This is a genomic window from Chelativorans sp. Marseille-P2723 (assembly GCF_902809845.1).
Taxonomy (GTDB): Bacteria; Pseudomonadota; Alphaproteobacteria; order Rhizobiales; family Rhizobiaceae; genus Chelativorans.
Genome location: NZ_CADDWI010000008.1, coordinates 451,423 through 476,739, shown reverse-complemented (window position 1 = coordinate 476,739; position 25,317 = coordinate 451,423). Strand labels below are relative to the sequence as shown.

General features: G+C 60.0%; 23 protein-coding genes and 1 tRNA gene. 13 read left to right on the top strand and 11 right to left on the bottom strand.

What is annotated here, in order from left to right:
• The first annotated feature begins 2 nt into the window (after window positions 1-2).
• Genes HUS57_RS04180 through HUS57_RS04170 form a run of 3 tightly spaced genes read left to right on the top strand, consistent with a single transcriptional unit; the run spans window position 3 to window position 4,989 of the window.
• Window positions 3-2,252, top strand: coding sequence for a Mu transposase C-terminal domain-containing protein (locus tag HUS57_RS04180; RefSeq protein ID WP_173931655.1), 2,250 nt, complete (start codon window positions 3-5; stop codon window positions 2,250-2,252).
• A gap of 54 nt (window positions 2,253-2,306) precedes the next feature.
• The gene (locus HUS57_RS04175) at window positions 2,307-3,152 is read left to right on the top strand and encodes an ATP-binding protein (protein ID WP_281409287.1); all 846 of its coding nucleotides are present in this window, start codon (window positions 2,307-2,309) and stop codon (window positions 3,150-3,152) included.
• A 10-nt stretch (window positions 3,153-3,162) separates the two neighbouring features.
• Complete coding sequence (locus tag HUS57_RS04170) at window positions 3,163-4,989, top strand: TniQ family protein (protein WP_173931653.1); 1,827 nt, start codon at window positions 3,163-3,165, stop codon at window positions 4,987-4,989.
• Between the two features lie 329 nt (window positions 4,990-5,318).
• Here HUS57_RS04170 and HUS57_RS04165 read toward each other — a convergent pair whose 3' ends face one another.
• Window positions 5,319-7,706 (bottom strand): transketolase, encoded by a 2,388-nt coding sequence (locus HUS57_RS04165; protein ID WP_173931652.1) that lies wholly within the window; start codon window positions 7,704-7,706, stop codon window positions 5,319-5,321.
• A 123-nt stretch (window positions 7,707-7,829) separates the two neighbouring features.
• On the opposite strand from HUS57_RS04165, the gene HUS57_RS04160 reads away from it, so the two are divergent.
• From HUS57_RS04160 to HUS57_RS04140, 5 genes are all read left to right on the top strand, one after another.
• Complete coding sequence (locus HUS57_RS04160) at window positions 7,830-8,300, top strand: Lrp/AsnC family transcriptional regulator (RefSeq protein ID WP_173931651.1); 471 nt, start codon at window positions 7,830-7,832, stop codon at window positions 8,298-8,300.
• 488 nt (window positions 8,301-8,788) lie between these two features.
• A tRNA-Lys gene (locus HUS57_RS04155) sits at window positions 8,789-8,864 on the top strand.
• Window positions 8,865-9,083: 219 nt separating this feature from the next.
• Window positions 9,084-9,371 (top strand): hypothetical protein, encoded by a 288-nt coding sequence (locus HUS57_RS04150; RefSeq protein WP_173931650.1) that lies wholly within the window; start codon window positions 9,084-9,086, stop codon window positions 9,369-9,371.
• Between the two features lie 122 nt (window positions 9,372-9,493).
• The gene (locus HUS57_RS04145; protein WP_173931649.1) at window positions 9,494-9,727 is read left to right on the top strand and encodes a hypothetical protein; all 234 of its coding nucleotides are present in this window, start codon (window positions 9,494-9,496) and stop codon (window positions 9,725-9,727) included.
• A gap of 508 nt (window positions 9,728-10,235) precedes the next feature.
• Window positions 10,236-11,222 carry a diaminopimelate dehydrogenase gene (locus tag HUS57_RS04140; RefSeq protein ID WP_173931648.1) on the top strand — a complete coding sequence of 329 codons (987 nt, stop codon included), beginning with the start codon at window positions 10,236-10,238 and terminating at the stop codon, window positions 11,220-11,222.
• A 242-nt stretch (window positions 11,223-11,464) separates the two neighbouring features.
• Here the strand turns inward: HUS57_RS04140 and HUS57_RS04135 are convergent, their stop codons facing one another.
• Window positions 11,465-11,638, bottom strand: coding sequence for a DUF5996 family protein (locus HUS57_RS04135; RefSeq protein ID WP_173931647.1), 174 nt, complete (start codon window positions 11,636-11,638; stop codon window positions 11,465-11,467).
• Between the two features lie 262 nt (window positions 11,639-11,900).
• Between HUS57_RS04135 and HUS57_RS04130 the strand changes: the two genes are divergently transcribed.
• Window positions 11,901-12,239 (top strand): YnfA family protein, encoded by a 339-nt coding sequence (locus HUS57_RS04130; protein WP_173931646.1) that lies wholly within the window; start codon window positions 11,901-11,903, stop codon window positions 12,237-12,239.
• 270 nt (window positions 12,240-12,509) lie between these two features.
• On the opposite strand, the gene HUS57_RS04125 is transcribed toward HUS57_RS04130, so the two are convergent.
• The gene (locus HUS57_RS04125; RefSeq protein WP_173931645.1) at window positions 12,510-12,737 is read right to left on the bottom strand and encodes a hypothetical protein; all 228 of its coding nucleotides are present in this window, start codon (window positions 12,735-12,737) and stop codon (window positions 12,510-12,512) included.
• 216 nt (window positions 12,738-12,953) lie between these two features.
• Window positions 12,954-13,940: a GH25 family lysozyme gene (locus tag HUS57_RS04120; RefSeq protein ID WP_173931644.1), complete on the bottom strand. Its 987-nt coding sequence runs from the start codon at window positions 13,938-13,940 to the stop codon at window positions 12,954-12,956.
• A gap of 307 nt (window positions 13,941-14,247) precedes the next feature.
• Here HUS57_RS04120 and HUS57_RS04115 point away from each other — a divergent pair, with 307 nt between their 5' ends.
• Both HUS57_RS04115 and HUS57_RS04110 read left to right on the top strand, forming a co-directional pair.
• Window positions 14,248-15,642: an MATE family efflux transporter gene (locus HUS57_RS04115; protein ID WP_173931643.1), complete on the top strand. Its 1,395-nt coding sequence runs from the start codon at window positions 14,248-14,250 to the stop codon at window positions 15,640-15,642.
• Window positions 15,643-15,743: 101 nt separating this feature from the next.
• Window positions 15,744-16,802: a DUF1176 domain-containing protein gene (locus HUS57_RS04110; RefSeq protein ID WP_246727730.1), complete on the top strand. Its 1,059-nt coding sequence runs from the start codon at window positions 15,744-15,746 to the stop codon at window positions 16,800-16,802.
• On the opposite strand, the gene HUS57_RS04105 is transcribed toward HUS57_RS04110, so the two are convergent.
• From HUS57_RS04105 to HUS57_RS04075, 7 genes are read right to left on the bottom strand one after another with little or no spacing between them, the layout of a single operon-like run.
• Window positions 16,762-17,661 (bottom strand): alpha/beta hydrolase, encoded by a 900-nt coding sequence (locus HUS57_RS04105; RefSeq protein ID WP_173932268.1) that lies wholly within the window; start codon window positions 17,659-17,661, stop codon window positions 16,762-16,764. The genes HUS57_RS04110 and HUS57_RS04105 overlap by 41 nt on opposite strands.
• A 22-nt stretch (window positions 17,662-17,683) precedes the next feature.
• Window positions 17,684-19,300: a molybdopterin-binding/glycosyltransferase family 2 protein gene (locus HUS57_RS04100; protein ID WP_173931642.1), complete on the bottom strand. Its 1,617-nt coding sequence runs from the start codon at window positions 19,298-19,300 to the stop codon at window positions 17,684-17,686.
• Complete coding sequence (locus HUS57_RS04095) at window positions 19,297-20,004, bottom strand: XdhC family protein (protein ID WP_173931641.1); 708 nt, start codon at window positions 20,002-20,004, stop codon at window positions 19,297-19,299. Before HUS57_RS04095 ends, HUS57_RS04100 begins: the two co-directional genes overlap by 4 nt.
• 4 nt (window positions 20,005-20,008) lie before the next feature.
• Window positions 20,009-20,347 carry an XdhC family protein gene (locus HUS57_RS04090; protein WP_173931640.1) on the bottom strand — a complete coding sequence of 113 codons (339 nt, stop codon included), beginning with the start codon at window positions 20,345-20,347 and terminating at the stop codon, window positions 20,009-20,011.
• A 48-nt stretch (window positions 20,348-20,395) separates the two neighbouring features.
• Complete coding sequence (locus HUS57_RS04085) at window positions 20,396-21,643, bottom strand: VWA domain-containing protein (RefSeq protein ID WP_173931639.1); 1,248 nt, start codon at window positions 21,641-21,643, stop codon at window positions 20,396-20,398.
• Between the two features lie 4 nt (window positions 21,644-21,647).
• Window positions 21,648-22,574: a MoxR family ATPase gene (locus HUS57_RS04080; protein WP_173931638.1), complete on the bottom strand. Its 927-nt coding sequence runs from the start codon at window positions 22,572-22,574 to the stop codon at window positions 21,648-21,650.
• A gap of 13 nt (window positions 22,575-22,587) precedes the next feature.
• Complete coding sequence (locus tag HUS57_RS04075) at window positions 22,588-23,082, bottom strand: flavin reductase (RefSeq protein WP_173932267.1); 495 nt, start codon at window positions 23,080-23,082, stop codon at window positions 22,588-22,590.
• A 161-nt stretch (window positions 23,083-23,243) separates the two neighbouring features.
• On the opposite strand from HUS57_RS04075, the gene HUS57_RS04070 reads away from it, so the two are divergent.
• Together HUS57_RS04070 and HUS57_RS04065 are read left to right on the top strand one after the other, a co-directional pair.
• Entirely contained in the window at window positions 23,244-24,281 is a 1,038-nt protein-coding gene (locus tag HUS57_RS04070) for a branched-chain amino acid ABC transporter substrate-binding protein (RefSeq protein WP_173931637.1), read from the top strand.
• Window positions 24,282-25,298: a P1 family peptidase gene (locus HUS57_RS04065; protein ID WP_173931636.1), complete on the top strand. Its 1,017-nt coding sequence runs from the start codon at window positions 24,282-24,284 to the stop codon at window positions 25,296-25,298.
• The last annotated feature ends 19 nt before the right edge of the window (window positions 25,299-25,317 follow it).

The window sequence follows — 25,317 nt, the reverse complement described above, 5'->3', positions numbered from 1 at the left end:
AAATGAGCAACACAACCACCTCGCCCGTTGGGGCGAATGTTCCGACCGTTCCCTTCTATCGTTTCGGCCGGCACGATCGCATCACGATCGGCAACACCGCATACGTCTACGGCGGTGACAGCGGTGACGGGCATTTGTTCCGCCGTCACGACGACCTCGAACTCGTGGAGCATTTCTCGCATGAGCAAGTCTACCGGAAGATCGCCAACGGAGAACTCGTCGTCGACAGGGACTGGTTTCAGGGTTCTGACGCTTATGTTCGCGCCAAACATGGCGAGTTGCAGGTCACGGATCTCACCGAGAAAGCCCAGGATATTATCCTGTGGCGGCATTCGCTGATCCATAATTTCTTCCAGCTGGAAGCCGAGGGCCGTTTTTCCCGCTCAGATGAAAGCCTCGCCGCATACATGCGTGCACGGCAAATGGAACTCGATGACGCCGAGGCGTGCGCAAAGGGCAGGAAACCTCGCGGAGGAACCAAAGAAGTGCGGCGAGCTGCCGTATCGCCGCGCACATTCCGTCGCTGGTTGAAAAGATACGAGCAAGCCGGGTTTGACGCCCGTTCTCTCCGAGACGGATACCGGTATCCCGGCACGCGCCCGTCGCGTTTCACGGCCGAGGAAACTGAAATCCACCGCAAGTGGGCGGCGGGCTATGCCAGTTCGAACCAGCCATCGAAGGCCACCCTATTCAGCGACATGAATGCGGAACTCGTTCTGCTGAACAAGGAACGGGCGTTGAAAGGCCTGAAACCTCTCCGTTCGCCGAGCCGGCGCACCTTCGAAACCATGATCGACAAACTCGACCACTTTTTCGTGCTGGCCGGAAGAAAGGGCAAGGACTACGCAGCAAGAAAGCTTCAGATTACCCAATCAGGCGTCGACGTCGACCGTCCACTGCAGCGCGTGGAGATGGACGAGTACGAGGTCGAGTTGATGACGATTCTCATGGATATCGGCGTCTGGGAAACCCTTTCCGAGAAAGAGAAAGAGGCGATCAAACCTGCCCGTGTCTGGCTCTCGATCGCCATCGACGTTGCCACGCGGTGCATTCTGGCGATGCGGTTCATCGACAAGCCACCGTCGGCGGAGTCATCCATCGTCACGTTGGAAATGGCCGTTCACGACAAATCGCACATCGCCGATGCAGTGGGAGCCGAAACACCCTGGGAAATGCACGGCACGCCGGAAAGTATCTACACGGACGCAGGTGCAGCCTATGTGGCCAACTCTTTCAAGGCGACAGTGCTGGCGCTGACCGGCAACGCTGTCATCCCGCCATCGGGGAAGCCGCACCTGAGAGGGACGGTGGAGCGGATGTTTCTGATCATTCGCCAGCGGTTCCTCGTTTGGTTCTCCGGTCAGACATTTGCGAATGTGGTGGTCCGGGGTGATTACGACTCGGAAAGCAACGCGTCCATCTCCGTGGAGGAACTGAACCGCCTTCTCGTCCGCGCCATCGTGGATGCTTATCACAACACGCCGCATACGGGCCTTGCCGGTGAAACGCCCCGCAATGCCTGGCTACGGATGACGCAGCGGAACCCGGTCATTCCACCGCCAGCTCCCTTTATCCGTCGGAGCATCTTTGGGGTCCACTGCGAGTGCCGGGTCGGCAGCAAAGGCGTCCGTTTCCTCGGGATCCACTACCAATCTCCCCTCCTCCAGCAGATCCGGGCATCGAAGGCGAACCCTTCTGTCCACATCCGCGTGAATCGTTTCGACCTTGGCGAGATCTCCTTCTGGCATGAGGAAGAAGGCGGGTGGGCGGTCGCCCGGGCACGTTTCGATGGCTTTCAGGGTGTCAGCATCTGGGAATGGGTTGAAGCTGTCAAACACCTTTCCCGTGTCCATGCCTATAACGCCCGCGTGCCGCAATCGGTGGTCGCCAAGACAATTTCCGAATGCCGTGCCTATGGCGATATGGCTGCACAACGCGCCGAACTTGGTTCTCCGGTAATGAACAGCGAGCACTTCCGCGAACTCGAGCGGGCCCACTTCCGTACTTTCGAGATGATGGAAGACGGTGAGGTGCCTGCATCCGAAGCTGGCGACGTCGTCGCCCTCCCGGAGGACAGTAGGGATTACCCGATCATTGACGACCTTAATCCCGATGACGATCGCGTGCGCGCCGCACCGGTGACGCCGGAACCGCAACCGTCCCCTTACGCGATGGACGTCGAACCCTCCGCCGATGATGACGACGGATCCGATGAAGCCGGTCGCGCTGACGACTGGTCGTTCGACGACTGATCGTTCGACGACTGAGAAGAGAAAGGAACGAGCGTACGGCGCGATGGGTCGGCTCTGGTGGTCATCGGAGATTCCGGAGCGGGTAAGACGACACTCCTCAAACGTATCGTCGCGAACAGAGCCGAATTTCAGCCCTACCAGGACCGCTATGGCATCTCGACATCTCCCCTGATCAGCGTCGTGGCCCCCTCCCCTTGCACGCTGAAGCAATTGGGGCGGGAAGTACTTAGGGCGTTGGGATATCCCCTCTCCCGAGAAATCAAAGAACACATGGTGTGGGAGCTCGTCCGTCAGCAGATCCGGATTCGCAAGGTGATGTTCATTCACATCGATGAGATGCAGCATGCCGTGAACACGCTGAACGACACCGAACGGCAAAAGCTGTCGGATACAATCAAGAACGTCATGCAACAGCCGGACTGGCCTGTGTGTTTCATCCTGTCTGGTATTCCGACACTCGCGCGCCTGGTCTCATCCGATGTGCAGCTGATGCGCAGATCCCGCATCTTCGAGTTCAGCAACCTGGAATTTGCGAAAGACGCCGTCTCCGTACGAAAAATGATCGAACACATGGTGACAAAGCACGCCGAAATGCAGCTCGCCTCGGCCCTGCCAGACGAGTTCATCCACCGCCTGCTCCACGCCGCCTACGGCCGCTTCGGCGTTGTAATTCAACTCGTCCGCGGCGCGATCGAGCAAGCGATGTTCGATGAAGCTGCAGGCGGACAGGTGAAGGCGAGACATTTCGCGGCGGCTTACAGCCGCTTCTCCGGTTGTACTGAGGACGAGAACGTATTTCTTCGCGCCGACTGGCAAATGCTTCAGCCTTCGGCTGCTCTTGTCCGAGATCGTCCAGCCGAAGAGGTCTCCCCTGCCCCGAAACGCCGCCGAAAGGTTTGAGGAGACGGACATGACCCAGTTAACTATCAGAACCCGTCTTCATTCCGGCGAAACCCCGGCAAGCTTCTGCTCCAGACTGGCGGCCATGAACGGCCGCCTGAAAGCACGCCACTTCTGCGCCGATCTGGGCTTCAACTTTCAGGACGTGGTGGATGGCCGTGACGCTGCCCTCTCGAGACTTGCATATCTGGCAGACATCGACGTGAGTTCTCTCAGAGACAGCGCGATCCTGAAAACGGCGGACGGGTACCAAGTCGACGGCCAGCGGATGACGCGGAACCTGATGATCCGCAACCGCCTGCGTTTCTGTCCCGAATGCCTGGCTGAAGACATGCGCCGCCAGGATGAGCACCCCCTGGCACGGGCATGGGGCCGCAGGAAATGGCTGATCTCGTTCATCCGGACATGTGACGTCCACAACGTGTCGCTTGTCGAGTGCTCCGTGCAGCAGGAGCCATCCATGATCCACGATTTCGCCGCCATGGTGCAGGCGGACCGCCGGGAGATCCCCGACGCGGCCCAGCATTCGGTTGCGCGCGAGCCGTCGGCTTTCGAACGCTATCTCCACGACCGGATGACCGGACGCGTCGGTGCATTCCCCTTCCTCGACGCCCTGCCCTTCTATGCCGCCGCGAGATTCACCGAGTTGTTGGGTGCCGTGGTGACGCGCGGCCTCAAGGCTCCGATCCGTAGTTTTAGCGGTGACGACTGGTGGGAGGCTGGAGCCGCCGGATTTGTAGTTACCTCCGGTGGGGAGGATGGAATCCGTAGCTGGCTGTCGAAGATGCAGGCCGCATTCAAGGGCAAGACCGGAGATGCTGGTGGACGGGCACTCTACGGTCGGCTGTACGAGGCGCTCGCACATGATTCCGACGACAGCGCCTACGATCCGGTTCGAAAGCTGATCCGGGCGCACGCCATTGACACCCTTCCCCTTGGTCCGGGAGACGAGCTCTTCGGTCCGATCACTGATCGACGCTGGCACTCTGTACAATCTGCGTCCAAGGAATTCGGCGTGCACCCAAAGCGCCTGCGAAAGCTTCTCATCGAAGCGGATGTCCTCTCCAAGGATACTGCGACGCTGGCCAATGCCCGCATCATGCTCGATGCTGAGGAGATCGCGGAATTTGTTGCGGAGATCAAGGACACCGTGTCCGCGAAGGAGGCGCAGGAACTCGTCAACGCACCACGGGTTCACTGGGGCATCCTGGTCGACCGGGGTTACCTTGCACCCCACGTCAAGGCGGGAGCCAAACATGGCCTCCAATTCCGGTTTCGTCGCGAAGATATCAGCGTGTTTCTCGACCGATTGCTGGCGAACACGAAGCTGTTGACGGGCCAGGAACCCGAGTTGTGCAGCATCCCTCAGGCCGTTCGGAAGGCGAACTGCAAGGCTGTCGAGATCCTGGATTTATTGCTGGCGGGCAAGCTGGAGCGTGCTTTCCGCGATCCCGACAAGCGCGGCTACATGACAGTGCTCGTCGACCCGACCGAGCTTCGCGAAAAGACGATGCTCAAAGACCACGGCGGACTGTCGCTCCGGGAGGTCGAGCATCGCCTGGGGACGAAGACGCAGGTAGTGAAAGCTTTGATCGAGCATGGGCACCTCCCTGCGCGCACTGCGGTGAACCCAATCAATCGGTGCCCGCAGACGATCGTCATGCCGGAGGACCTGGCTCGCTTCCAACGATCCTATGTCTCCCTCATGAATCTCGCCAAGGAGCGCGGAGAGCATTTTGCCAGCACCAAAAAGGAGCTTGAGAACCGTGGTGTCGAGACTGCATTCGCGGCCGATGTGATCGGGGCGCGGTTCTATACACGAGCCGAACTCCAGTAAGTCTTCCTATATACGGGATATCAATTCAGCGCCTCGGCAATGCCGGGGCGCTTTCTTTTTGGCCACTTCCCTCCCCGCCGCTCAAAACACCCGACTTTGGGACATCGCCAAGCTGCCATTGCGGACAAACCGCATTGCCGGTTTCCAACATATATCTAATGTTTTCAATGTTTTAGTGAAATGTTTGGGACAAACTATGCTCGCCTTCACAACGTGATGGGTTCCCCGGGCGTGTTGCTGAAGCCGGCTAACACGTTGCTGCGCAGATGGATTTCATCAGCTTGCGGGCCGCGTTACTGCGGCCTGCAAGCGTGATGCCGAAACAACCTCTACACGACCCGCAAATTCCGGATGGGCTTGCCAGGCGTTAGTGCTTCGGTGGCCTGGATGATGCCTCGCGCGTCGATGCCGTAGTGGCGGTAGAGGTCGGCAATCGAGCCAGTCTGCCCGAAATGCTCGATACCGAGCGAACGCGTGCGATGACCGTAGACGGAACCAAGCCAAGCGAGCGTCGCGGGATGACCGTCAATCACCGTGACAATACCGCAATGCGACGGAATCTCGGCAAGCAGACGCTCGATATGACTTGAGGCGTGTACAAGGCCGCCCTCGCGCGCACGTTGCGCCGCCGTCCATCCGGCATTGAGCCGGTCAGCGGAAGTGATCGCAAGAAGCCCGACATCGCGTCGGTCCTCAGCCATCATCCCCACGGCCTCGATCGCCTCTGGGGCAACCGCGCCAGTATAGGCAACGATGACCTGCGCATTTGGACCGGGCTTTCGCATCCAGTAACCACCATTAATGATATCCCGTTCGAGCTGCGGCGTGATCTCGCGCTTCACCTGCTCGATGGTGCGGGTCGAAAGACGCAGATACACCGAGCCGCCGGTCGCATCGCGCAGCCAGGAAAGCTTGTCAGGCTCCGCCTCGCCCGACCGCTGCATGTATTCGAATGCCCAGCGCATCATCACTGAAAGCTCATCAACGAAGGCTGGCTCAAAGCTGGCGAGACCGTCCTGTGCCATGCCGATCAGCGGGGTTGCGATCGACTGGTGCGCGCCGCCTTCCGGCGCAAGCGTCACGCCGGACGGCGTAGCGACCAGCATGAAGCGGGCATCTTGGTAGCAGGCGTAGTTGAGCGCATCGAGACCCCGCTCGATGAACGGATCGTAGAGCGTACCGACAGGCAGGAGGCGTTCGCCGAAGATCGAGTGCGACAAGCCGAGCGCCGAAAGCATGATGAAGAGGTTCATCTCGGCAATGCCAAGCTCCATGTGCTGGCCCTCGGGCGAGAACGACCAGTTGTAGGTCGAAGGGATCCGCTCGGCCTTGAAGATGTCTGCCGTCGTCTCCTTGGAGAACAGGCCTCGCCGGTTGACCCAAGCGCCCAGATTGGTCGAGACGGTGACGTCCGGCGAAGTGGTGACGATGCGTTCGGCAAGCTTGTTATCAGACCTTGCGATCTCGTGCATGACGAGGCCAAAACCCTGCTGCGTAGACATGGAGGGCCGTGCGCCAAATTCCAGCTTGTCTGGCACGGGAATGGCGTCGGCGGTGTAGCGGCGGCGGCCCTTCGCGGCGAACGGCACCGATTTGAGGAACGCGGTTAGCGCGTCGTCCGGAACGGCCAGCCCTTCGAATTTATCCCATTCGTGGCCATCGCGTATGTTCATGTTCTTGCGCAGCGTGTCGATCTGGGCTGGAGCAAGGAGCCCGGAATGGTTGTCCTTATGCCCCGCGAGCGGCAGGCCGAAACCCTTGATCGTGTAGGCAATAAAGCACACGGGACGGTCATGCTGGCGTGCAGCCTCAAAGGCCTCCAGAAGCGAGGGAAGATCGTGGCCGCCGAGATTGCCCATAAGCGCGGCGAGTTCTTCGTCGCTGCGTGATTCGAGGAGACGTGTCACATCACCCTGATCACCAATCTCGTTCATCAGACGCTCGCGCCAGGCCGCCCCACCCTGGAAGGTCAACGCTGAATAGAGTTGGTTTGGGCAAGCATCGATCCATTCGCGTAGCGCTTCGCCACCAGGCTCGGCAAAGGCCGCCTGCTGCAGCTTGCCATGCTTGAGCACAACGACATCCCAGCCGAAGTTGCGGAAGATCGCCTCGAAGCGCGCCCACAGCCCCTCGCGCACGATGGCATCGAGGCTCTGGCGGTTGTAGTCCACCACCCACCAGGTGTTGCGAAGACCATGCTTCCAGCCTTCCAGCAGCGCCTCGAAGATGTTGCCCTCGTCCATCTCGGCATCGCCGACAAGCGCGACCATCTTGCCCTCGGGCATGCCGGTCTTCCACCCCTTCGCCTTCACATAGTCCTGAACCAATGAGGAGAATAAGGTCTGCGCGACGCCGAGCCCGACCGAGCCGGTCGAAAAGTCGACATCGTCGACGTCCTTGGTCCGCGAAGGATAGGATTGGACCCCTTGGTAGCCGCGAAAGTTCTCCATTTTTTCGCGGCTCTGATTGCCGAAGAGATACTGGATAGCGTGGAAGATCGGGCTCGCATGGGGTTTGACTGCGACCCGGTCCTCGGGCCTGAGCGCGTGGAAATAGAGCGCGGTCATGATGGTTGCGAGCGAAGCAGATGAGGCTTGATGACCACCAACCTTTAGCCCGTCGCCGTTATCGCGCAAATGGTTCGCGTTGTGGATCATCCATGTGGCCAGCCACAGCACCTTACGCTCCAGCTCGGCCAGCATCTTCAGGTCAGTCATAGCGGTACTCCCATTTCGAAAACAGAGTACGTCAGAAACTGAGGCTATTCAGACCAATCTTGCCTATATCTCGGCCTTATATTAGCTTGATCAGCTAATCTACGAACTAGAATTGGGTAAACCGTGCCAACTCCAAAACTTGACGCCATTGATCGGAAGATCCTGCGGGCATTGCAGGAAGACGGTAAGATCTCGATCGGCGAGCTTGCGGAGAAGGTTGGCCTTTCCCCCTCCCCCTGCGCGCGGCGTGTAAGGCTGATGGAAAAGGCGAGCATCATTAAAGGCTATGCCGCGATTATCGACCAGAAGAAGGTCGGTCTGCCCATCAGCGCCTTCGCCTCAATCAAGCTGGAACGCCAGCGGGAAGAAGACCTCGATCGGTTCGAAGCAGCGGTCTCCCGTTGGCCGGAGGTCCTTGATTGCTATCTGATGACCGGCCAGCGCGATTACCTGATGCGCATAGTTGCTGCGGATCTGGAAGAATACGAGCGCTTCATCAAGGACAAGCTCACCCGGCTCGACAATGTTGCCTCGATCGAGACCAGCTTCGCGCTAGGACAGGTAAAGCGGTCGGAGCTGTTTCCGTTACGCTGACACGGCGGCAACCGTCTAGAGTGCCTTGACTATCATGCGTCTGAGAACTTGCGAACCGCTTCATTGCTACAGAAGCACCGCTTTGCCGCCATTCCTGCCGCGGATCCAACGATGAAGCCCGCAAAGCCATCGAGCCGCGACGTACGCCGCCGCCCGGCCGTCGACGCCCGGTTCGCGAATCGTCGCGCGTGCAACCAGCAGATCGCGCTCGACACACCAACGCCGTACCGCGCTCCCGCCTGACGGCCAAGGCTCCTTCGCACGCATCCTTCAAGACACGAGGTGCTGCCAGATACGCCAGCCTTTGAAACTTCCACCTAGCAACCCCATATGGCAGCGACAGTTGCAAGAGGGTAGATTTGTAGCTGATTGAGGACCGTTCAGGACGGGGTTGCATGCCCGGCTCAAACAGGTTAAGGAGCGCCAACTCGTCAGGCTTGCCTGGTGGGCATACCGGTAGACCGCAAATGCAGTCCTGCCGCTTGGCCGGGTGATTAGCTCAGTTGGTAGAGCAGCTGACTCTTAATCAGCGGGTCGCAGGTTCGATCCCTGCATCACCCACCAAAGAGCCTGAGTTTCCCTATTCCGGGCAAATTCTAGCGTAACCCTGGTCCGCGGGGACTCTTGGGATGATGAAAGGCAAGGCATGCGCCTGCCTGCTGATCCATAAGGAAGGCCGTTCTTTAAAGCTATTCTCGCCGATCCAACGCGATGCAGGATGAAGCTTGAAACCACTGCTGGAAAGCATGAAGGCTGCCAGACAAAAGAAAAGGAAATACTGGGGTGATAAAATTTAACAACAGCGAGGCGCTGGCCATTCTGAAGTGGATGGTTCGTACGCGGCTCATGGAGACCATGTACGAACCTGATCCGAGGAAGGCATTCGACCGCAAGATCGAGGACGATTTTGCCGAGTTGATGGAAGCGGGGGTGATCACATTCGCGGAAGTCACTGATGGGGAAGAAGGGGTCATCGCAGTGAAGCTGCACCGGGACGACGAGCGTTTTGTGTTCAGGGCAGCCGTTGTCGACGGACAGATCAAGATCGAGCGCCGGGCCCTTTCCCTTTAGTTCAGCGTCGTGAAAATCCGGGTTCGGGAAGCGCTCATCCTGAGCTATCGAGCCACAAGGCCACCGCGCTGGAACATGCAGGCAGATGAGCGGTTGGGCCTCCGGAAAAGGAGGACCCGGCCATGGCCCGATGTGAAATGTGCGGCAACGAGTATGACAAGGCATTCACCGTTGAAATGGGCGGTGAGCGCCGCGTCTTTGACAGCTTCGAGTGCGCGATTCATATGATGGCGCCTCAATGTGCGCATTGCGGCTGCCGGGTGATCGGACACGGGGTCGAAAAGGACGGGACCATCTTCTGCTGCGCGCATTGCGCCAGCCAGGAAGGCGTAGAAGGGCTGCGGGATCGTACCTGAGGATCAGCCCTGTTCCTCGCAGTGGATCGGCCCATCTGCAAGCCGTGCGCCTCGACGCGACGAGGACGCAACCGACGCAACGCCCCATGAACGTCATCGCTTTCCAGTGCCCGTGCAGCACCTTTGCTCTGCTGCGGAGCGCTGGTCCATCCACGACTTCGACGAATTTGCATTAGAAGAAACCTTCCGATGATTAACACCACGGGAGCGTGTCTTCTTAGTTCTTCTTCCAGTTCGGGTCATCATCGCGATCCTTGGTGAGCAACAAACCGTCCACTCCGCGTGGGGCAGATGGCGAATGAGCCCTGACTCCTTGACCTTTTAGGCTGGCGCGCTGACGGAGCCAGCCAGAGTTTTAATAGCCTCGTCTCTGCTCGACTTCGTGGTCGGGAGCTAATTGAGGAGATGGCAGGATCGGTACTCCTGCTACCGGATTGGCCCCGATGGACTTCGCGCGCACATTTGTTATGTCTGCCGGCAAGTCGAATCCCGTTGCAGGAGTTGCGTAATGGCGGAAAAGATCCGCATTGGAATCGTAGGTTATGGCAATCTAGGCCGCGGGGTCGAACTGGCAGTGCCAAAGAACCCTGATATGACGATCGTGGGTATTTATACTCGCCGGCCACCCGAACGCATTGCTCCTTTTTACGCAACGACAGCCGTCCACGGCATGACAGAGCTAGCCGCCCACCAGGATCGCATCGACGTGCTCATCCTTTGCGGCGGCTCCAAGGAGGATCTGCCCCGCCAGGTGCCCGAACTGGCAGCCTCGTTCAACACGGTCGACAGCTTCGATACGCATGCACGCATTCCGGAATATTTCGCGGCGGTAGATGCGCCCGCACGAGCGGGCCAGCGGACTGCCCTGATCTCGGCAGGATGGGATCCTGGCATGTTCTCTATCAACCGAGTCCTGGGCGAGGCCCTGCTACCCGATGGTGCCACCTATACCTTCTGGGGTGATGGGTTGAGCCAGGGCCATTCCGAGGCGATCCGAAGATTGCCGGGCGTCGCGGGAGCCGTGCAGTACACCCGCCCGATCAACGAGGCGGTTGACCGCGTCCGTAGCGGTTCACGACCGGCGCTCGCCACCCGGGAGAGGCACCGGCGTGAGTGTTTCGTCGTACTGGAGGAAGGGACAGATCCCGAGCGCGTGCGGGATGCCATCATCACAATGCCTCACTATTTCGACGAGTACGACACGACGGTGCACTTCATCACCGCAGAAGAACTGGAGCGCGACCATAGCCAGATGGTGCATGGTGGATTTGTGATCCGCAGCGGCAACACCTCGCCGGAGAACCCGCAGGTCATTGAGTACAGCCTCAAGCTCCAGAGCAATCCTGAGTTCACTGCCAGCGTCCTGGTCGCCTATGCCCGCGCCGTCCATCGCCTGCATGCAATGGGAAGCTATGGCGCGCATACCGTGTTTGACGTTGCGCCGGGGCTCCTGTCGCCTATGAGCGCGAACGAGTTGCGCGCGGAGTTCCTGTAGCGGCATTGCCCCCCGCTTCCCGCGAACTGTACCTGCAAGTTCTCGCCTTCCGATATGCCCGACATGCCGCGAGCGGTGCGGCCGGCATGCTACACCTGCCGCGGCATGTGCGGCGTTCCAGGTTTGCATTCGAGCATAGCGCGCGGCCAACTTCATCTGTCAGCCACATCGCAATAGGTCATTTCCAGAAGCGGATCAGCGTCCACTCCGCCTGCTTTGACGCCAACTCATATGGAAGGGAACTAGCGCGAGCTGTCATCAAACCAGACTTCATCAGGCAAAGCCTTCGAGGCGGTCGAAGGATAGAAGTAGAACATAACGTCATCCATGCCGAAGCTGCCGTGCCCGAACCCCGACGAAGATACTTCGGGACTATAGGCTTCCCGAAAGACGCTGTCTGGAAGATCCCAGTCCATCGGGATTTCTTGACCGGTTCGGCCGGATCAACGTTTCATTATCCAAATAGGTTAGCGCGCAGAAGGCTTGAAGAAAACCGCTACTGGCACCCGTATCTGCAATGCACAAACCTGGCACGCATGAGGCGAGTTGGCTTCGGCGATGACGGGATTTGTAGGCTTCAACGTTGGCGTTGAGGCTGCTTGCGGCATCCTGTAATTGAGGCGGTATGGCGGGGGCCTCGTGGCTGTTACCGGCAGCCCGCCGTCACAGGGGACAGCAATGCCTTCGATCTTTGGCAGCTATGTGATCTTCGCGGCCGCGGCTCTTTGCGAGATCGCCGGGTGCTTTGCCTTCTGGGCCTGGCTGCGGAACGGGCAGTCGGTCTGGTGGCTTATTCCTGGCATATCCTTCCTGATGGCCTTCGCCTGGTTGTTGACGCTCGCTCCAAGCGATTATGCGGGACGTGCCTACGCGGCCTATGGCGGCATTTACATCGTCGCTTCACTGGCCTGGCTATGGGCTGCGGAGGGCAATCGCCCGGACGCCTGGGATCTGGCTGGTGGGTCGCTGGCTCTTGTTGCCGCGGCGGTCATCCTCTTCGCGCCAAGGGCGGGGTAATCTTACGTGCGGGAGGTATGTACGATGGCCGCTCTCTCAACCCTCCGCAATGCCAATGGTAGAAACGTAATGTACGTGCCCCACGTCCTGATCGAGAGGCCGCAATCAGCCTTTCCTCGGCCGTGCCACACTCACGAAGTGGCTGCCGCCGCAGGGCCATATCTGCTCAGGTTCTTGCGTTCGTCGACACTGGAAAATCGTCCCGCCTCGGCGCTATGAGTGTTCGGCAGCTTTGCTCCCGGCTGTTTGACGGAGGCGCTGTCTGCGCCTTCAGCCGGCGGCCTTTGTCTTCCGCCCCTTGGTCTTGGGCTTTTCGGCCGCCGCTTCAGCAGCTTCCTGCGCTTCCTTTTCCAGTCTTGCTTGGCGAAGCCGCTCTGTCTTAGCGTCGCGCCTGCGCGTTTCATCCTCCACGATCGCACGGAAAGCTCTGTCCGTCGCGTCAGCTTTCGTTTCGGCGCTCGTGCCCTTTGGCTTGAAGAGCGTGTCTTTCGTTACCATTGAAATCCTCCACGCTGAGGGGAAAGTGGGACGGGACCCGTACCCTCCTCAGGCTTCACCAGCCGGTTGGGACGCATCCGCAATCAGAGGCCGGAGGCAAGCTCAGGACCTTCTGCGGGCAAGCCAAACGTCGCTGAAATGCCGATCCGCAGGATCGCTCCTCATAAAACTAGGGCGAGCGTTGATGTAATCAACCGTCAACTTCAAAGGCAGTGCTCAACCGGCCGCCCGACCCGCTCGCTGGCTAAGCCATTGCCACCACATAGCTTCATTGCCGTGAAACACGTTAAGGTCGATTTTCCCATCCACACCATGGCCAAGACCGGAGCCTGAATATTGCCAGAACACCCAGTCGCGCCCCGGATAGACCTTTGAGGGGTGCGCGGCGACCGAGCGCAGCCAGAAGGGATGGTTCGGAAACGCTCCTTTCAGATTATCACGGTAGAAGTCGGGCGGAGTGTATATGATCGGGCGCTGGCCATAGTGCCGCTCCACGCGATCCATGAAGATCTGCATCTTCTTCAGAACCTCCTCGCGCGGAGGACGGCGCTTGCAGTTCGACAAATGGTTCCATTCCACGTCGAGGACGGGTGGGAGAGCACCCGGCTCTTTCGGAACATTGCGTATGAACCAGTCGGCCTGCTCGGAAGCCGGCCGGCACCAGTAGAAGAAGTGATAGGCTCCACGTGGAATGCCAGCCCTGCGTGTGGCTTCCCAGTTCCGGCGGAACATCGGATCGAGATGATCCCCCCCATCGGTTGCCTTGATATAGGCAAAGTTGGCCCCCTGCTCTTTCAGCTTCACCCAGTCGATCTCGCCTTGCCAACGCGAGACGTCCACGCCATGCACAGCATGTTGCTGCGGCGTGATCCGGCCAAAATTGACGGGTTTGGCATCGCGGAAGCGGCTTCTGTGGATCCTGCCATTTGCCGGCGGACGTGGGACAATCATCGCCACCTGCTGAAGCGCCTGGGCGTCAGCCTGGTCAGGTTCGGCAAGTGCTGCAATCACACTTTCCACATCCATGGGATAGCCTACGCTCGCACCCGCGCTGCCCTGCACCGGCGCGTCGGGACGAATGATTGAACTCGTCACCTCACCGGAAGGCTTCGAAATCTGCAATCCGTCTATCATTGATCTGTTCGAACAGCCGGATAAACTCAGGCACGCAACAAGAAGAACCAGGAGCGGAGGCGTACGCATGGACAACCTGTACCGGATGCACGGGACTGGCGCGGGTGGCGCCGGGCAGCTCGAACTTTGATCCTTGGCAGGAAATAGACAAGAAAGTTTAAATTGTTTTGTTAACAACTACCCCCGCTTCGGGCAGACGAAGCAACGTCATTACAGAAGTTGCCGATTGAGGTAGGCGGAAAATCAATCCGCTTCATTCTGCTAAGGATATTTTGGCTTGTTTAGCCAGTGGAAATCTACCCCGGTCAGCGGTAGAGAGTAGCACCTTCCGCATATTGCGGACGAAGAGCCGCCACGATCCAAGGAAAGCACGGTCATGACAACTTTGGCTGCGGGCGCAGGAGCGCCTCAGGTCAATTCCTGGCTTGTCGAGGCCCGCGCCACTCTGGCGCTGGCTTGGCCGATGATTCTGACCAATCTGGCTCAGACCGCCATGACCGTAACGGATGTCATGATGCTGGGCCGTCTCTCGCCCCAGGCCATGGCTGCCGGTACGCTCGGCCACAATCTCTACTTCCTGCCAATGATCTTCGGCCTCGGCCTCGTCGGTGCCGCCTCGCCATTGATGGCGAGCAGCTTGGGCCGGCGTGTACAATCCGTAAGAGAGGTGCGGCGAACCGCACGCCAGGCTCTTTGGCTTGCCGTGGCCGTGACGTTGCCCATCTGGGCTGTTCTCTGGCATACCGAGGAAGTTCTTCTCTTCATGGGGCAAGATCCGGCGTTGAGTGCGGCAGCCGCCAGCTACATGCGTGCGTTGCAATGGGCAATGCTGCCCTATCTCGGCTACATTGTGCTGCGTTCCTTCATCTCAGCCTTGGAACGGCCGGGGTGGGCGCTCGTCATCGCCTTTTCCTGCGTAGGCTTCAATGCGCTTGCCAATTGGATGCTTATCTTCGGCAATCTTGGCATGCCGCGCCTAGAGGTAACCGGCGCAGGGCTAGCGACGACGGTTTCAAGCCTGCTCATGTTCGCCGGCATGACGGTAGTGGTCGTTACCGAGCGGCAGTTCAGGCGTTACCGAATCTTCGGCCGCTTCTGGCGGTCTGACTGGCCGCGTTTTCGCAAGCTTGTTCGCCTTGGCCTGCCGATAGCCGCAATCCTAACCTTCGAGGTCTCGGTCTTCAATCTCGCCGCGCTGCTGATGGGATTAATCGACACCGTATCGCTTGCCGCTCACGCGATCGCCGTCCAGATCGCTTCGGTAAGCTTCATGGTACCGATGGGGCTGGGACAAGCCGTCACCGTGCGGGTTGGCCGCGCCTTTGGGGCGCGCAATGCTGTAGCCGTCACACGTGCCGGCTGGACGGCTTTCATCATGGGCGTGAGCTTTATGGCTTTCATGGCGCTGGTGATGTTCTTCGCGCCGCGCCTGCTCATTGCCGGCTTCATCGATCTCAATGATCCGCAAAACCAGAAGGTCATTTCACTGGCAACCACCTTCCTGGCATTCGCCGCATTCTTCCAGATCGCCGACGGTGCGCAAGCGGTGACATCCGGCATGTTGCGCGGACTGCACGATACCACTGTCCCGATGATCTATGGCGCGATCGGCTATTGGGGAGTTGGCCTGCCTCTGGGCATCGTTCTAGCCTTTCACCTGGGTTTCGGCGGTTCCGGCATCTGGATTGGGCTTTGTGCAGGGCTGTCGGTGGTGGCCTGTCTCCTGATTTGGCGGTGGTTGGGGCGCACAACGCTGCCGCCGGTGAGCTGAAATTTTCATGTATCGGCTGCGGTCGGCTCCAGCCCTCACCTGCGCGCGTACACGACTCATGTTATGACGTTCCAGGTGGATCGATTGATTGCAGTAAGAGCATGGGAACGAAGCTGAACCCGATGATTAAGCGTCTGTGGCTGATGGCAGGGCTAACCTTGGCGGCGGGGCCTCAGGCCGCAAGAGCTGAAGCTGCCTATCTGGACGACCGTTCGTCCCCCGAGGTGCTGGTTCGCTCGCTCTACAATGCAATCAACCGCAAGGAATATGCCCGCGCATATGCCTATTTCGGAACGCCGCCCGCACAGAGCCTCGATGATTATAAAAAAGGTTATGAGAAAACGCAGAGGGTGGAAGTAACCACAGGTGCTGTGACCGCAGATGGAGCGGCTGGCAGCATCTTCTATGGGATCCCGGTAGCAATCCGCGCCTATGGCACCGACGGGAGCGAGCAGGTGTTTAAGGGATGTTACACGCTGCGCTTCATCCAGCCTTCCGTCCAGACAACGCCCTATCAGCCGCTCCAGATCGAGAGCGGTAGGTTGGAGGCCGGGGAGCTGAATGAACCGCTTGAGATGCAGCTTCCTGCAAACTGCGGCAATGGCGAAGCACTGCCCGCGCTGCCCCTTGAGGAACGCGCAAAGCGCCTGTTCGACACGGTCTATGAAGATGAGTGTCCTGACAGGATGATGGAGACGGCGGACGAGCCGCAAAGCCATGCGATCCGCTTCAACTATGCCTATGATGGGCCGGAGGAAGAACCGAGGGAAGCGCATCTGTTCCGCTTCTTCTGCTCACGCGGTGCCTATAACGAAAGGCACGCCTATGTTCTCGCAAATGATTTCGGCGAGCTTTCCCCCTTGCAGTTCGCGGTGCCAGACCTCGACATCCGCTACGAAAACGATGATCCCGACGCTGCCGTGGAGGAAATACTGATCGTCGGCTACAAGACCGAGGGTCTGCTTGTGAACTCCTCGTTCGATCCGCAGGAGTTGACGATATCGTCCCGCGCAATGTGGCGCGGCCTCGGAGATGCTTCGTCGAACGGCGTGTGGATGTTCCGCTCGGGCTCTTTTTCCCTCGTCCGCTATGAAGTGGATGCTTCCTATGACGGGAAGATCAATCCTGAAACCGTGCTGGACTATCTGACCGGCCCTTGACGCCGCGTGTCAGCATCCAGTTGAGCGTGTCCCGCCAGTCAGTCATGCGGATGGGCGTACCGTGCGTGCCTGTCTCGAAACGGACGAAGCGTACGGGATAGCCCGGTGCAACCTTGCGGATGCGCGCGTACAGTGCTTCCTGCGTTTCGACCGGAAAGACGGTATCACGGCTTCCATGTCCGAAAAACACCGGCACATTCCGCCTGAAGGCTGCGGAGGTGAGGAAGCCTTCATCCGGAAACGAGCCTAGCAGAAGCAGCCCGCCAAGCCGGGGCGCCAGCTTCGCATTCCTCGCAAGCCGCCAGCACAGTGCCCCTCCCATCGAACCACAGGCGATAAAGATCGGAGCCTGGGGCGAACGGGCGGTATAATAACTCAAGAGTTCAGCCACTTCTCGTGCACCCCGCGCACCGAAATCGGAAAAATCCGGCGACAGGTATAGGCCCCCATTGCGCGCCATGAGATTCTTGATGCGGTTAAAATTTCCTCCGAAAGAATAGTCGTTCATGCCTTGATGACGGTTCCCGCCTTGGCCATGGAGATAGACCGTGATCGCGATCGCTCCTTCGGCTTCGCCCACGGCATGATGCGCAATTGAGCCCGCCTCGCTGCGAACTGCAAGATCACGCTGCAGGCGGCGTATGCCTAGCGACAGGTAGCGGCTGTGCGCCCTGCGCTCCGGCACTGCGTCGCGGCCGTTTATGTCGCGCTGCTCGCGGTAGTCGACAATGCGATAGGCGCCGCCATCCCGCTGTTCGAGCACGGGTGGATAGGCAAAGAGGCGGTCCTTGAAGGGAGCAAGCTCCCAGGTCTGGGCCGGCGAAGCGCTGAAGGCCAGGCCAAGGAGCGCCGCCCACATCAACCATGCACGCAAAGCGGCCTCATTCCTGCCCGACAAGCGCGCCGCGCGCGAGCTCCAGCGCCTCCGGCGTATCAACATCGAAACTGGCGGCACAGCCAATCTCGACATCAATCACTTCAAGCGCCGATGCCTCGATGATCTGCCGCGCACCGACATCCCCTTCAAGCTGCTCAATTTCCGAGAAAAGCACGCGCGGTAGAATGACTGGATTGCCCCGCTTCCCATTGTGCGTGGCACGCACGACTGCCTTTCCGCCTGCTTCGACAAACGTCTTGATCAGCAGATCCAGATCGGCCGTGGAGATGCCCGGCATGTCTGACAGCGCGATCAGCACACCATCGGCGGAGGGTGGCACATTGCGCACGCCCACCTTCAGCGAGCTGGCAAGCCCGCTGGCGTAATCAGCATTTTCCGCCTTGCGCAGGCTGAGCCCGGACAAAGCACGGCTGACGGCGGCAGCTTCATGACCGAGCACCACAACAGTGGCGGCCACGGCACAGTCCAGAAGACGCTCTGCGGTACGCCGCACAAGCGGCTTTCCCTCAAATTCTACGAGCAACTTGTTGGCAGGCGCCATGCGGCGGGATTGACCAGCAGCGAGCAAAACCGCCCATACCTTTGGAGACATGTTGCGGCTGAGCGTCTCTCGCGGTTGTGGCCGGGTGGGGATCTCCATCAGCAGCCCACCCACACCCATGCCGCCGATCTCCTCCGGCGTTACGTCAAGGCCGGCCACGAGGCGGTCAAGAACCCAGTCGAAGCCATTGAGCTTGGGACTTCGCGCACACCCCGGAACTCCCATTACCGTCTTGCCATCGAATGTCCCCAGCACCAGCAGATTGCCAGGGTCGACAGGCATGCCGACACGTAACACCTTGCCGCCCGCGCGCCTGATCGCAGCCGGTATGACGTCGTCTTCGTCGCAAACTGCCGAAACGCCAAAGATAAGAAGCATGTCGGCGTCTGCAGCCTGCGAACGGATGGCTTCCGCCACCGCTTCCTCCCGGTGCGGCGGGCGCAGCTCCGCAACGATCCTGCTGCCTGAGCGTGATAAACGCGCTTTGGTCATGCGCGTGGTCTTGTCCAGCACGCTCATCTTCACGCCGGGCAGAACGGTCTGTACAAGGGCGATACGACGCGGCAGAAAAGGCTGCACGGAAAAAGCCTCCATGGCGCGACACGCGGTCTCGGCCTGCGCTATGAGATTTTCCGGCACCGCAAACGGAATGATCTTGACCGTTGCCACCATCTGCCCCGCCTCAACCCTGGCGTAAGGAGCGAGTGTGGCTATGGTGATTGCTGGGTCGATGCGGTTGATAGCGTCGATCACCCGCGGCTCGACCATGAAGATCCCTGCTTCGGTGGCATGCAGATTTACACGGCCGGTAGATGGTGCCCGCGTTTCGACATGCACCGTTCGCAATGCGCGGGCGACACGGTCAGCAGCGAGATTTTCATCCAGGTCGTCGGGATCGAGAACAGCCGCCACCACCTCGCGGATGCCTGCCCGGGCAAGTGCCTCCACATCCTCTGCCGTAAGGCGGTGTGCCTTGCGCAGGCGCAAATCTTCCGCCACCATTGCATGAGCGAGAATGGCGCCCTTCGCCTCCTCCACGGCAACGGGACCGAACTTCATGCTGCTTTTCCCCTTTCAGCGCCAACCCCGCGTGAGCGCAGCGCCTCGATTATCTCCGCTAGGACGGCAACGGCAATTTCCGCCGGACTTGCGGCACCGATCGCCAGGCCGATCGGCGCCCGGATGCGCCCGATCGAAGCGCTGGAAATTTCTGCTGCTGTGAGGCGCTCCACGCGCCGGGCGTGGGTTTTCCGGCTGCCGAGCGCCCCAATATAAAAGCAATCTGCCTTCAGTGCCGCTGTCAGAGCCGGATCATCGATCTTCGGATCATGGGTAAGTGCTGCCAAGGCGCAGTAAGCATCAAGGGGTTCTCTGGCAAGAACGTCCTCCGGCCATTCGGCATCGAGCCGCACATTCGGGAAGCGCTCTGGCGAAGCAAAGGCGGTACGCGGGTCGATGATCTGCAGGTCGAAACCGGCAATGGCCGCCATGGGAGCCAGCGCCTGGCTGATATGGACAGCGCCGATCATCACAAGCCGCGGTGGAGGCAGATGCACATTGAGAAAAAATGCGCGGCCATCCACTTCCCTCGTGCCGGACTTGCCGGAGCGGAAGGCGTTTGCAACCGCATCGCCCAATGCTCCGTCAACGGCATCGCCCTCAACAATCACACGGTCACTGCCGTCACCCAGATCGGTGAGCAGGATTGCCGCCCGGCGTTCCCGGCGGCACTGGTTGAGCTTCGTTAGGGAATGAGGGTCCATGATGTCAGCCCAGCCGCTCCACATAGACCTTGATGCGTCCGCCGCAGGAAAGACCGACCTCCCATGCGGTTTCATCGGCGACGCCGAACTCGAGCAGGCGCGGCTTGCCATCGGCTATCACGTCCGCTGCCTCGGTCACCACGGCGCCCTCCACACAGCCCCCGGAGACGGATCCTTCAAAGAGGCCATCTTTATTGATCACAAGATGGCTGCCAATGGGCCTTGGGGCCGACCCCCACGTCTCAATGACAGTCGCGATAGCAACCTCCTTGCCGTCCTTCAGCCACTCCTCCGCGATCGTCAGAGGGTCCTTCGGCGGCGCCGATTGCATGGTCTGGGACATATCCGCTCACTCCGATTCTGAACCGATACTGTACACGTGCCAGTATCATCATGAGGCAACTCGCTTGCCAATCCCCGTTCCCGGCCGGCCGCTGCGCAACCTTTGCAGCGGTGAAGCAGAAAGCGCAGCGCAAAGGTCGGACATGGCTTCCAGCGTATGCACCGGCCTCATCTCGTCCACATGCGGTAACATTGCCCGAACGCCCCGCGCCCGGGCTTCGAAGCCTTCGAAACGCAGCAGTGGGTTGAGCCAGATAAGCCGGCGGCAGGATCGCCTCAACCGCGCCGTTTCCTGCGAAAGAGTGTCGGTGTCGTCGCGTTCAAGGCCGTCTGTGATGAGAAGCACCACCGCGCCTTGTCCGAGCAAGCGGCGCGACCACAGGCGGTTGAAGGTGCCGATGGCCTCGCCGATGCGCGTGCCGCCGGACCAGTCTTCGACAGCGGACGCACACTCTGCCAGCGCCTCGTCCGGGTCGCGGTTTTTCAACTGCCGGGTAAGGTTGGTAAGCCGCGTGCCGAAGACGAAGCTTGAAACGCGGCGGCGGTTCTCCGTCAGCGCATGCTGGAAGTGCAGGAAAATGCGCGTGTACTGGCTCATCGAGCCGGAAATATCGGCTAGCACCACAAGCGGCGGATATACCTGCCGCGGTGAGCGGTAGCACGGAACGATGAAATCGCCTCCGGTGCGCAGGCCAAGACGCATCATGGCCCGCGGGTCTATACGCCTGCCGGACGGATCGGTACGGAAACGGCGCGTAAGAACCCGGTCGTCCGGCAGGACAAGCTCGGCAATCGCCTGTCGGGCCTGAACCAATTCCTCAGCCGTCATCTGTGCAAAGTCCTTCTTGCGCAGCACCTCGCGCGAGGAGATCGAAAGGCGGGCTTCGATCTCGACCTCCTCGTGGAGGTTCTCCTTACGATGCTGATTGTCGAGCAACGCTTCGCTTACGCGGCTTTGCGCCGGGCGCGGCTTCTCCTGCGCCCCTCGCGCCGGAGCGACTGGGGAAAGCATGGCGAGCATTTTCTCGATCAGTCCGCGCGAGCGCCAGAAAAGCCGAAACGCCTCGTCGAAGACGTTATGATCCTCATGCCGGGAGACTAGCACCGCATGAAGCGTCCAGTAGAAGTCCTCGCGCGAGCCTATACCGGCCGCAAGCACAGCTTGAATCGCGTCGGTAACGGCGGCAGGCCCTATGGGCAAGCCCGCCTTGCGCAAGGCTCTGGCAAAATAGACGATATTATCGGCAATCCGTCCCTGCGGATCGCCCTCCCGACTCACCTCATCGGCGTGGCCCATAGATCTATCCGACCGCCGCCAATTCGGCCTTGACTTCCTCCAGTATCCTGTTGCCTTCACCCTCCTGGACCTTGGCGATGTCGTCCTGGTACTTCAGGAGCACACCCAACGTGTCGGAGATCGTCTCAGGATCGAGCGCCACCTTGTCGAGCTCGGTAAGCGCATTGGCCCAATCGATCGATTCGGCCACGCCGGGGACCTTGAACAGGTCGATCTGCCGCAGCTTCTGGATATAGCTGACCACCTGGCGCGACAGCCGTTGGTTGGCATGCGGAACGCGCCGGCGCACAATCTCCAATTCGCGCTCAGCATCGGGATAATCCACCCAATGATAGAGGCAACGGCGCTTCAGCGCGTCGTGGATTTCGCGGGTGCGGTTGGTGGTGATGACTACGATGGGCGGCTCTTCTGCCCGGATGGTGCCAAGCTCCGGAACGGTCACCTGATAGTCCGAAAGGATTTCTAGAAGATAGGCCTCAAATGCTTCGTCGGTGCGGTCAAGCTCGTCGATCAGAAAGACAGGTGCTGCGCCTGCCTTTCCCGCAAGCGCCTCCAGCACCGGACGCCTGATAAGGTACTTCTCGGAAAAGACATTGCGCTCCATTGCGCTGCGATCGCTGACGCCGGCGGCCTCCTCCATGCGGATCTCGATCATCTGGGCCGCATAATTCCATTCGTACACAGCGGAGGAAATATCGAGGCCCTCATAACACTGCAGCCGAATGAGCTGGCGACCGAGAGAGGATGCAAGAACCTTGGCGATCTCCGTCTTGCCGACTCCCGCCTCGCCTTCAAGAAACAGGGGCCGCTGTAGCCTCAGGCTGAGAAACAGCACAGTCGCAAGCGCCCGGTCGGTAACGTAGTTTGCGCCCGAAAGAAGCGCGACGGTTTCGTCTATGCTCTGGGGAAGTGGGCGGGGCTGTTGCGGCATGAAGCCTCCCGGATTACAACACGCGGTAGCCACGGTCATGATAAAGGAGCGGCCGCAGCTTATCTCCAATACGCAATCCCGTCACCCTTCCGAAATAGATGCGATGGGTTGCAAATTCCTTCGTATCGATGATGCGGCAGTCAAAGACGGTGAGCGCGTCGACCAGTGTGGGGGCGCCGCTAGACAGCGTCTCCCACTCGCCAAGCGCGAAACGCTCTTCCTGCGGCAGGCCGGAAAAACCCGAAAAGGCGTTGGAGATGTGCTCCTGCCCTGCGCTCAACGTATTGAGCGCAAAGATCCCATTCTTCAGAAAGGCATCGTTTCTAGGATTTTCCCGATTAAGGCACACCAGAACGGTAGGAGGGTTATCCGACACCGAGCAGGCAGCAATCACGGTCACGCCACGTCGGCCATGGGAACCGTCCGTCGTGACAACATGCACGGCACCCGCAAAGCGAGCCATGGCATCACGATAATCCTGTGGCGCTACGTCGTTAGTCTTCAGCAAATCAGTCCTCGCCGCACCGATATAGGTTTTATGCATCCGCATACAAGCGCCTCATAGCGTGTTGCGCCTTGCCCTGCTACCATTTACGAGTCTCCTCTGGTGAAGTGGAGGAAAACAGGATCACAGCATTTTCGAAACACCTCATCCGTGTATTTCTTGCGATGCTTGCTCTCGCATCAGCGCTTCCGGCACAGGCTCAACAGCAGACCATCGGCGTTGCGGCGCCGCTTAGCGGCAACTTCCGCCTGCTCGGCGAACAATGGGTCCGTGGCGCAGGCGCCGCCGCGCAGCAATTTGCAGGCATCGAACTCGTCGAGGCGGATGGCGGCTGTTCGGAAGAGCAGGGAGCTGCAGCGGCACAGACGCTCGTCGACTCGGGTGTGTCCATTGTTATCGGCTTTCTATGTACGCCAGCCATCGCAGCCGCGATGCCCATTCTTGCGGATGCAGGCATTCCCGTTGTCTCGCCAGTCAGAACCAGCAGCCTCACCAACGAGCGCTCCCGTTCCGGTTGGCCGGTCTACCGGCTGGGACCGCGCGATGACGATGAACGGAGAGCGGTCGCCGAAATCCTGGTGCGGCAGTGGCGCGGCGTCTTCTTCGCCATCATAGACGACGGCACGATATACGGCCGCGAACTAGCAGAGACGCTGCGTAGAGAAGCGGAACTTGCGGGACTGAGGCCGGTCTTCTTCGACACCTTTCGTCCCCAGCTTGAAAATCAGATTGGTCTTATGGGCCGCCTGCGGCGAGCGGGTGCAACCCATGTCTTTGTCGGCGGAGACCGAGCAGACATCGCTATAATGGCGCGTGATGCAGCGTCCATGGATTATGAGGTGACATTTGTCGGCGGCGAAGCGCTGCGTGCGGACGATGGACCCGAGCCGCTTCCGGCAGGCGTCCTGATGGTGGGGCTGCCGGAATGGCAGGAGATCGCAAGGCCGGAAGTTGTGGACCGGCTCCGCGAAGCGGCAATCCTGCCGGAAGGATACGTGCTTCCGGGTTACGCCGCTCTTGAAGTCGCTGCCCAGGCCACGCAGAAAGCGGCAGCGGAAAGTCTTGCCATCGATGACGTCCTGTCCGGCCAGTCTTTCGAGACCGCCATCGGCACGATCCTGTTCGATAAGGGGGGCAACCTGGACCGCAATTTTTACCGGCTCTTCCGCTACGACGGAGAGCAATTCGTAGAGGTGGAGTAAGTGTTCCGGACGGGGCCGAGGAACCTGATTACAGACGTGGCCGGCCTGAAGGTCGGCAACAGCAGAGACGACCGGTTGAAGTCGGGCGTCACTATCGTCCTTTGTGAGGAGCCGGCGGTCGCCGGTGTTCAAGTGCTGGGCGGGGCGCCCGGCACGCGCGAGACGGATCTGCTGGCACCGCAAAATCTGGTCGAAACCGTGGATGCGGTGGTGCTTGCGGGCGGCTCGGCCTTCGGGCTCGACGCGGCCTCGGGCACGCAGGCCGCATTGCGCGAAGCTGGAAGAGGTTTCGCCGTCGGCGGGCAACGTGTGCCGATCGTACCTGCCGCCATCCTCTTCGATCTCGTCAATGGTGGCGACAAAGACTGGGGCCGCTTTCCGCCCTACCGCGAACTGGGCTATGAAGCCACCTTGGCTGCGAGGGAGGATTTTACCCTCGGCTCCGACGGCGCGGGTACGGGCGCGACGACGGCGACGCTCAAGGGCGGACTCGGTTCCGCTTCTACCCGGCTTGAGAACGGTATTACTGTAGGAGCGCTGGTGGCGGTCAATGCCGTAGGCTCTGCCACGGTGGCCGATATGCCCCACTTCTGGGCCGCTCCCTTCGAGGCTGGCAACGAGTTCGGCGGTCTTGGCCTTCCCGCGCCAATGCCTGCCCAGGCTCAAGATCCGGTAACAAAGCTCAGGCGGCTTCCGTCCGGCCCGGGCGGTAACACGACCATCGCTGTGGTCGCGACCGATGCAAAACTATCAAAACCTGCTGCTCAACGGCTTGCCATCGCAGCGCATGACGGATTTGCACGCGCCATCTGGCCCGCGCACACCCCCATGGACGGCGATTTGGTCTTTGCGCTGGCGACCGGACGCAGCGAAAGCGAACTCGAGCTGGATACAACAATCGAGCTTTACGCTGCTGCGACAGCGACCATGGCACGAGCCATCGCCCGAGGCGTCTATTCCGCGCAGAAAGCCGATGGAGACATCATGCCCACCTTCCGCGACCGCCACGGACTCTGATAACCTTAGTTACGGCGAG